The 5957-nt window shown below is 42.3% G+C and carries 4 protein-coding genes; 2 read left to right on the top strand and 2 right to left on the bottom strand.

Annotated elements, in window-relative coordinates; genetic code table 11:
• Positions 1–184: 184 nt before the first annotated feature.
• Positions 185–826: a ribosome hibernation-promoting factor, HPF/YfiA family gene (hpf, locus tag F6K64_RS37770; protein ID WP_287256451.1), complete on the bottom strand. Its 642-nt coding sequence runs from the start codon at positions 824–826 to the stop codon at positions 185–187.
• Positions 827–1017: 191 nt separating this feature from the next.
• Here hpf and lipB point away from each other — a divergent pair, with 191 nt between their 5' ends.
• Positions 1018–1674, top strand: a complete 657-nt coding sequence (gene lipB / locus F6K64_RS37765; protein WP_044493304.1) for a lipoyl(octanoyl) transferase LipB — start codon at positions 1018–1020, stop codon at positions 1672–1674.
• Between the two features lie 356 nt (positions 1675–2030).
• Here lipB and F6K64_RS37760 read toward each other — a convergent pair whose 3' ends face one another.
• Positions 2031–3968, bottom strand: a complete 1938-nt coding sequence (locus F6K64_RS37760; protein WP_008184733.1) for an NFACT RNA binding domain-containing protein — start codon at positions 3966–3968, stop codon at positions 2031–2033.
• Positions 3969–4493: 525 nt separating this feature from the next.
• Between F6K64_RS37760 and F6K64_RS37755 the strand changes: the two genes are divergently transcribed.
• Positions 4494–5171: a hypothetical protein gene (locus F6K64_RS37755; protein ID WP_008184729.1), complete on the top strand. Its 678-nt coding sequence runs from the start codon at positions 4494–4496 to the stop codon at positions 5169–5171.
• Positions 5172–5957: the final 786 nt, after the last annotated feature.

Below are 5957 nucleotides of genomic sequence, written 5' to 3'. Positions count from 1 at the left end.
CTTGCTTATTTAGCCTATTACCTACAGTACCACAAGAATTGTTGTTTATGTGAGGGGGTGAGCTTACCCCATGGATGAATCGTAGGGGCTTGCGCTCACCCCCTCACACTCCCCGATTTCCGGTCAACGGTCAATGGTCAACGCTCAACGCTCAACGCTCAACCTTTAACCTTCCACAGAGTTTTTATAAGAATCCTGCGGCAGCACTAAGGCTTTGAGGTACCTTACCGTTACTGTGGTTGGTTTTACCATTGCCATTACGGGGTTGGATTACTCCATATCCCCCATGATTGCGTTCATAGATTACATTAATCTCCCCGGTTTTGATGTTCCGGAACATATAAAAATCGTGGTCTACTAGCTCTAGTTGTTCCAAGGCTTCCTCTACAGTCATTGGCGGCATGGCAAAATACTTCATGCGCACCACTTCTTCGGGTAGCTCAGGAGTGCGATCGCTAATCAGATCAACTGGCACCGATTCTTCTTCGAGTATTACCTGTGTCTTGGCCTGATTACGGGTTTTCTGAGATTGCAGCTTCTCCTTATATTTGCGCAGTTGACGATGAATCTTATCAGCGACCAGATCAATGCTGGCATACAAGTTTTCAGTACCCTCTTGGGCACGAATCACTGTCTTATTGGCATAAATGGTTACTTCAGCTGTCTGTTTAGGGTTTATCCGAGGATTACGAGCCACCGATAGATTTATATCGACCTGATTGGTAATGTTTTGAAAATGATTGACCGCCTTTTCTATTTTTTGATGTACATAGTCACGAATTGCATCGGTGATATCGATGTTTTTACCTTGGATAACAAGCTTCATACTGACTACTCCATCTCGTAACGTTTGCGCTTGACAATAGCAGTGGAGGTTGGGGAGATCTGCTATTGGTTCTTACTCTTACCCTATCACTTTGTATTCTAGACAACATCAACTTTTGATTTCTCTTCAAATTCCTTTGCATTCGTTGACATTGATAAAATAGGGCATAGAGTATGAGATAATTGAGGATCGTGCGTAAATGTTTAATTAGTCATCAAGGTTTAGTCCCTTACACAGTGGCTTGGGAGCAACAGCGTACGCTAGTTAGTCAACGGCTCCAAGATTCCAGTTTGGATGATATTCTCCTGTTGCTGGAGCATCCACCGGTTTACACCCTAGGAAAAGGATCTCGTCTTGACTTTCTCAAATTCGATCCCAATCAGGTTAACTGGGACGTGCATCGGATAGAGCGTGGTGGTGAAGTGACCTACCACTGTCCTGGACAACTGGTAGGCTACCCCATTCTCAATCTCCGGTACTATCGCCAAGATTTACACTGGTACCTCAGACAGCTAGAGGAAGTTTTGATTCAGGTATTGGCTGTCTATGGACTAAAGGGTGAGCGGGTGGCTGGCATGACTGGTGTCTGGCTAGAAGGATGTAAAGTTGCTGCCATTGGCATTAAGGTGAAGCGCTGGATTACCATGCATGGCTTTGCTTTGAATGTCTGTCCTGACCTTGCAGGTTTTAATCATATCGTTCCCTGCGGCATTGCGGATAAACCGGTGGGTAGTCTAGCTCAGTTTATTGCGGATCTTAGTGTGGAACAGGTAAGGTTAGATCTCTGTGGTAAATTTGCTGAGGTTTTTGGTTTGCAACTGATTGACCAAGGGGAAAGGGGATTTTAGGGTAAGCATTCAGCTATCAGCATTCAGCTATCAGCATTCAGCTATCAGCTATTGGCCTATGGCCACGGTACTTCAAATGCATATGCTTACCAAATAGCTAAAGTCCTGCTACAGCATCCTGGTTTTTGGGTAACGGTATTGCCTCTTTCCACCGTATATTTGTTAATTTTTATTTAAATTTTATCAAAAAAATCACCAGCTGTTGAGACAGCTGGTATGATCCACGTAATTAATTAGAGATACGTCGTCGTTTTCCATGAGGAAAATCCAGGCTGCGCGTTCCCAAACCGACAGCCTAAAAATTTCTGCTTTAAATTAATCGTAACAGAGAATACGTTCTTTTTTGTAATTAAAGTTTACATTTTTTGGGTTGAGGCAGATTCCATCACGTGATGACGACCTTGATCAGGACGCCCCCAGAGGATTTGCTCGTGCTTATAAATCGCCATGCCTGGTTTAGCGCCTTTAGGCTTGTAGACATATTTGGGTTTCGTGTAAACAACTGGTACCTGTTCACTCTGACACCCCCGGCTGTTGTAAGCGGCTAGATCAGCAGCAAATTGCAAATCTGCTGGATCAGCTACTGTTCCTGGCTCTAATCTCAGTAGTACATGACTCCCAGCAATCTCTTGGGTATGAAACCAGAGGTCATAATCCCCAGCGGTACGAAATGTCAGCTGGTCATTTTGCCGATTGTTGCGACCAATCAATAATTCAAAGCCACTGGGAGTTTGATATCGATAGGGCTGTGAAACATCGGATAGATTACGACTTCTTTGAGCAGAAGCTTCTAAATATCCTTGCCCAATTAGCTCTTCGCGGATTTCCTGTAGGGTTTGTAAGTCGTCTAGAGTGTTATAGGTATTTAGCTGAGTCAATGATGCCTCGACTTGCTCTAAATACTGTATTTCATCTTGTACTTCTTTTAGTAATGGCTCAACCGCATCCCGAGTTCGTTTCAGTTTTTGGTGTCGCTTGTAGAAAGCTTGGGCATTTTGGACAGCATTTTTCTCAGGATTTAAGGGAATCTTGACTGGCTGGTTGGTTTCAAAGTCCGGTAGGGTGATCGATTTCATCCCTGGTTGCCAATCCTGGAGATATGCCATTAATAAGTCAGCTTTTTCTCGGGATTGATCAGCTTGGTCAGATTGCTGTAAACGTTCCTTAAAGCTAGAAGCTTTTTGCCGTAGTTTTCGTAGGTTATTATTTAGCTTCTGAGTAAGTTGGTTATGCAATCGGGCAAACTCGTGTTGATTGAACTGGTTGCTGTAATAGGAATTGAGTAAGGTTTGGATATTTTTAGCTGGTTTAACTATCCCCCAATCCATTACCGTATATCCTTGGTTTGTCCAGCCTGGGTGAAAAAGGTTGGTTGGTTGAAGGTTGGCAGGTTGAAGGTTGGCAGGTTGAAGGTTAGCAGGTTGAAGGTTGGTTGGTTGAAGGTTGGTTGGTTGAAGGTTGGTTGGTTGAAGGTTGGTTGGTTGAAGGTTGGCAGGTTGAAGGTTGGTTGGTTGAAGGTTAACAGGTTGAAGGTTGTCTGTAGAGAACTTGCTAACGTTTAATAAAGTTTTTAACCATTGTTGCCAGCATTGAAATAGGTTTTGCCAGTCGGATTCTTCTAGGTTTTGGGTGGATTGCTTTGGGTCTAAACCAGCTGCTTGTACCATAGAGCGAGCAAGGGTGGGACTCAATCCTCGATAACTTTTGAGTAACTGATTTGCTACTGCTCCTGGTATCAAACTTACTCGTTCTTTCCAGCTCTGGTAGGATTCAGTCAAACTGGGGCTAGTGCCAGTCAGGGCTGGTGGGAGTTCGTAGGGTTGACCGGTTTGAATAGTACGGACGCTGGATTGCTGGTTACTGACTTGATGAGCAGTGGTAACAATTAGATTGTCAGCATCAGTGAGAATTAGGTTACTGTATTTGCCGATAATTTCTACATACAAATGCCAAGTCGGTGCTTCTCCAGGGCGTTTGGCAAATTGCAGGTCTAATACTCTCTCCCAAGGGGCAATGGTTTCGATGGCAATTAGGGCGAAGCCACCTAACTGGTGCCGCAGTTGGTCACTAAAGGTGAAGGTGTCGGGAACCCGAGGGGGTGGATCTCCTATGCAAATCCGGGCGGCTTGGGGATGCCAACAAATGGTGAGCCAACCTCGACCATTTAGGGTGCGTAGGGCGATAGCAATGGTGTAGCGATCGCGTTGATAGACTTGTTCGGTACGTCCTGGTACCCAGGTAGCACGCAGCTCAGAACAAGCAGCGGTCAGGGTGGTATAGTCAACAGGTTGCATGTGCCAGGTGCCAGATCTGAGCTTGGTAGGATTCGGGTTTGAGAATGCGATCGCGTAGCGGCTCGTACCGAGCATCGCCTAGCGCCTCAATGGGCGCGCATCGCATTTTGGCTATGGCTATGGGATCACCGTCTAGCCCAGTTCCCATTTTGGGCATTTACAATACTATTGTATAAGTCAGCCTTAGGGCTACGATGTTAGTCGAGAAACTACCTCTTCTCAAGTCAGAGCTCACCTAGGCAGTGTCCTATACCAAGCCTGAGGAAGTGACAACAAGGCTAAAAAGTAGACAGGGTATGGGGTGTGGGGTTTGGTAAAAATAGAAGGGAATTTTGAGTTACCCCAGCAAAAACCTCCGTCCCCAACCTGATTCAACCGTCTCTACCAAAGTAGCCAGCTCCTGATGTTTCCCTACCCCGGTGACCCCAAACCCCACACCCAGTAAGGCTTTTAAGGCTGTTGGCCACCCCCTCAGGTGCAATATAATAAATATTTAGCTAGTAAATACCCGAAAATTCAAAAAATATGGCTTGGTACGATAATCCAACAGTTGCTGCTACTTTAGGTGCCCTTGCTGGATCAGTATTTACAGCATGCGTATCTGTATTTATCTGGCAGAAAACAAAAAAGATTAAGCAAGTAGATTGCATTATTAATGATTCTTCCTCACTACTTTCCTTCTCAGATACAATTCGTAACGAACTCAAAATTATATACGCAGATGAACCTGCAAATTCTGTATTTTTATTCAATATGGAAGTTTTTAACTCTGGTAACCTAGCTATTAGGGAGCAACCAGTGAGTATACGTTTAGACAGCAATTCCAAGATTGTAGGATATACTTTCAAAACTATTCCAGAAGTTGGATTTGGAGAAGTTCGAGAATTATTACTTCAAGAAACCCGACTTGATTTAATTATTGAACTATTGAATCCGCGAGACCGGGTATATATTGAGCTAATTTCTATTAATAACTATTCAAGTAATATAGATGTCTACATGAAAAATGCTAACGTTACCTCTCGTGTGTATACTCGCCGAGCTGAGAATGCTATCTTAGGAATATTGTCTCAGGAGATTGATCCATCTTTAGCATCTCTTGCCATGCTCAGCAACTTACCATTTTTTGGTGGATTTGCCAATTCTATAATGACTATGGTCTTGGCACAACAAATTAAAAAAGCTGTAAGACAAAAAAAATAACTTCTATTCCTTTTTTTTAAATTTCCAAAACCTTCATTCGCCATTTCTAAAATTGAGAGGTTTTGTCTACTAAAGATTAACCGTAGGTCACACTACGCAAACACTATATTTTTCCTGCTCAGGAATAAAAAAAATGATGTTATTCAGTACCTTTTATGCTAAAGTTGCAATAAAAAAATCGGAAAGCTTACTGTAGCATAAAAATGGTACTATTCAACTAACAAAATTTTATAAAGACGGCCTCTTTTAACTATTCCCTGATTCCTGCTCCCTGCTGCCTCTGCTAAACTGTTCATTTAGCATAACAAGTACAGAATAACCATAAATTTTAGCAATTAAACACTCGAAGTTACAGTATTGTTTGCACTTATTCACGGCTATAGGATTTTATATTTACCCGTAGGTTGCGTTATTAACGCACCATAATTTTGTACTAATTAAGTAATTTTTAATTGACATTTTATTTTCAAAAAAATACCCTAAAATATTATTTTTATGCTATAAGAAAAGTGACCTTAATTAATAAGGTCAAAAACCAGCCCCCTGAACCTCAAAAACCACGGGGCTGGCTCTAACCCCTAGTAACATAGGAGATAATTTTATTATGACCTATCGAGACCGTCTTAGTCCGTGGGTAAGCTGTTCGGCATTTAAATTGGTATAATAAAAATTAATAAATAACCCAATAATAGGAAATATGCCAGCAAAAAATTATCTGACAGCAAAAAACAATACTTCAAAAAGCCTTAAAAATAGAAGAAAATGGAAATATTAGAGAACGTATTT

Origin of the sequence: Moorena sp. SIO3A2 (assembly GCF_010672265.1) — a bacterium.
Taxonomy (GTDB): domain Bacteria; phylum Cyanobacteriota; class Cyanobacteriia; order Cyanobacteriales; family Coleofasciculaceae; genus Moorena; species Moorena producens.
Note: the sequence above shows the minus strand (reverse complement) of the source record. Positions and strands in the feature narration are given on the sequence as shown.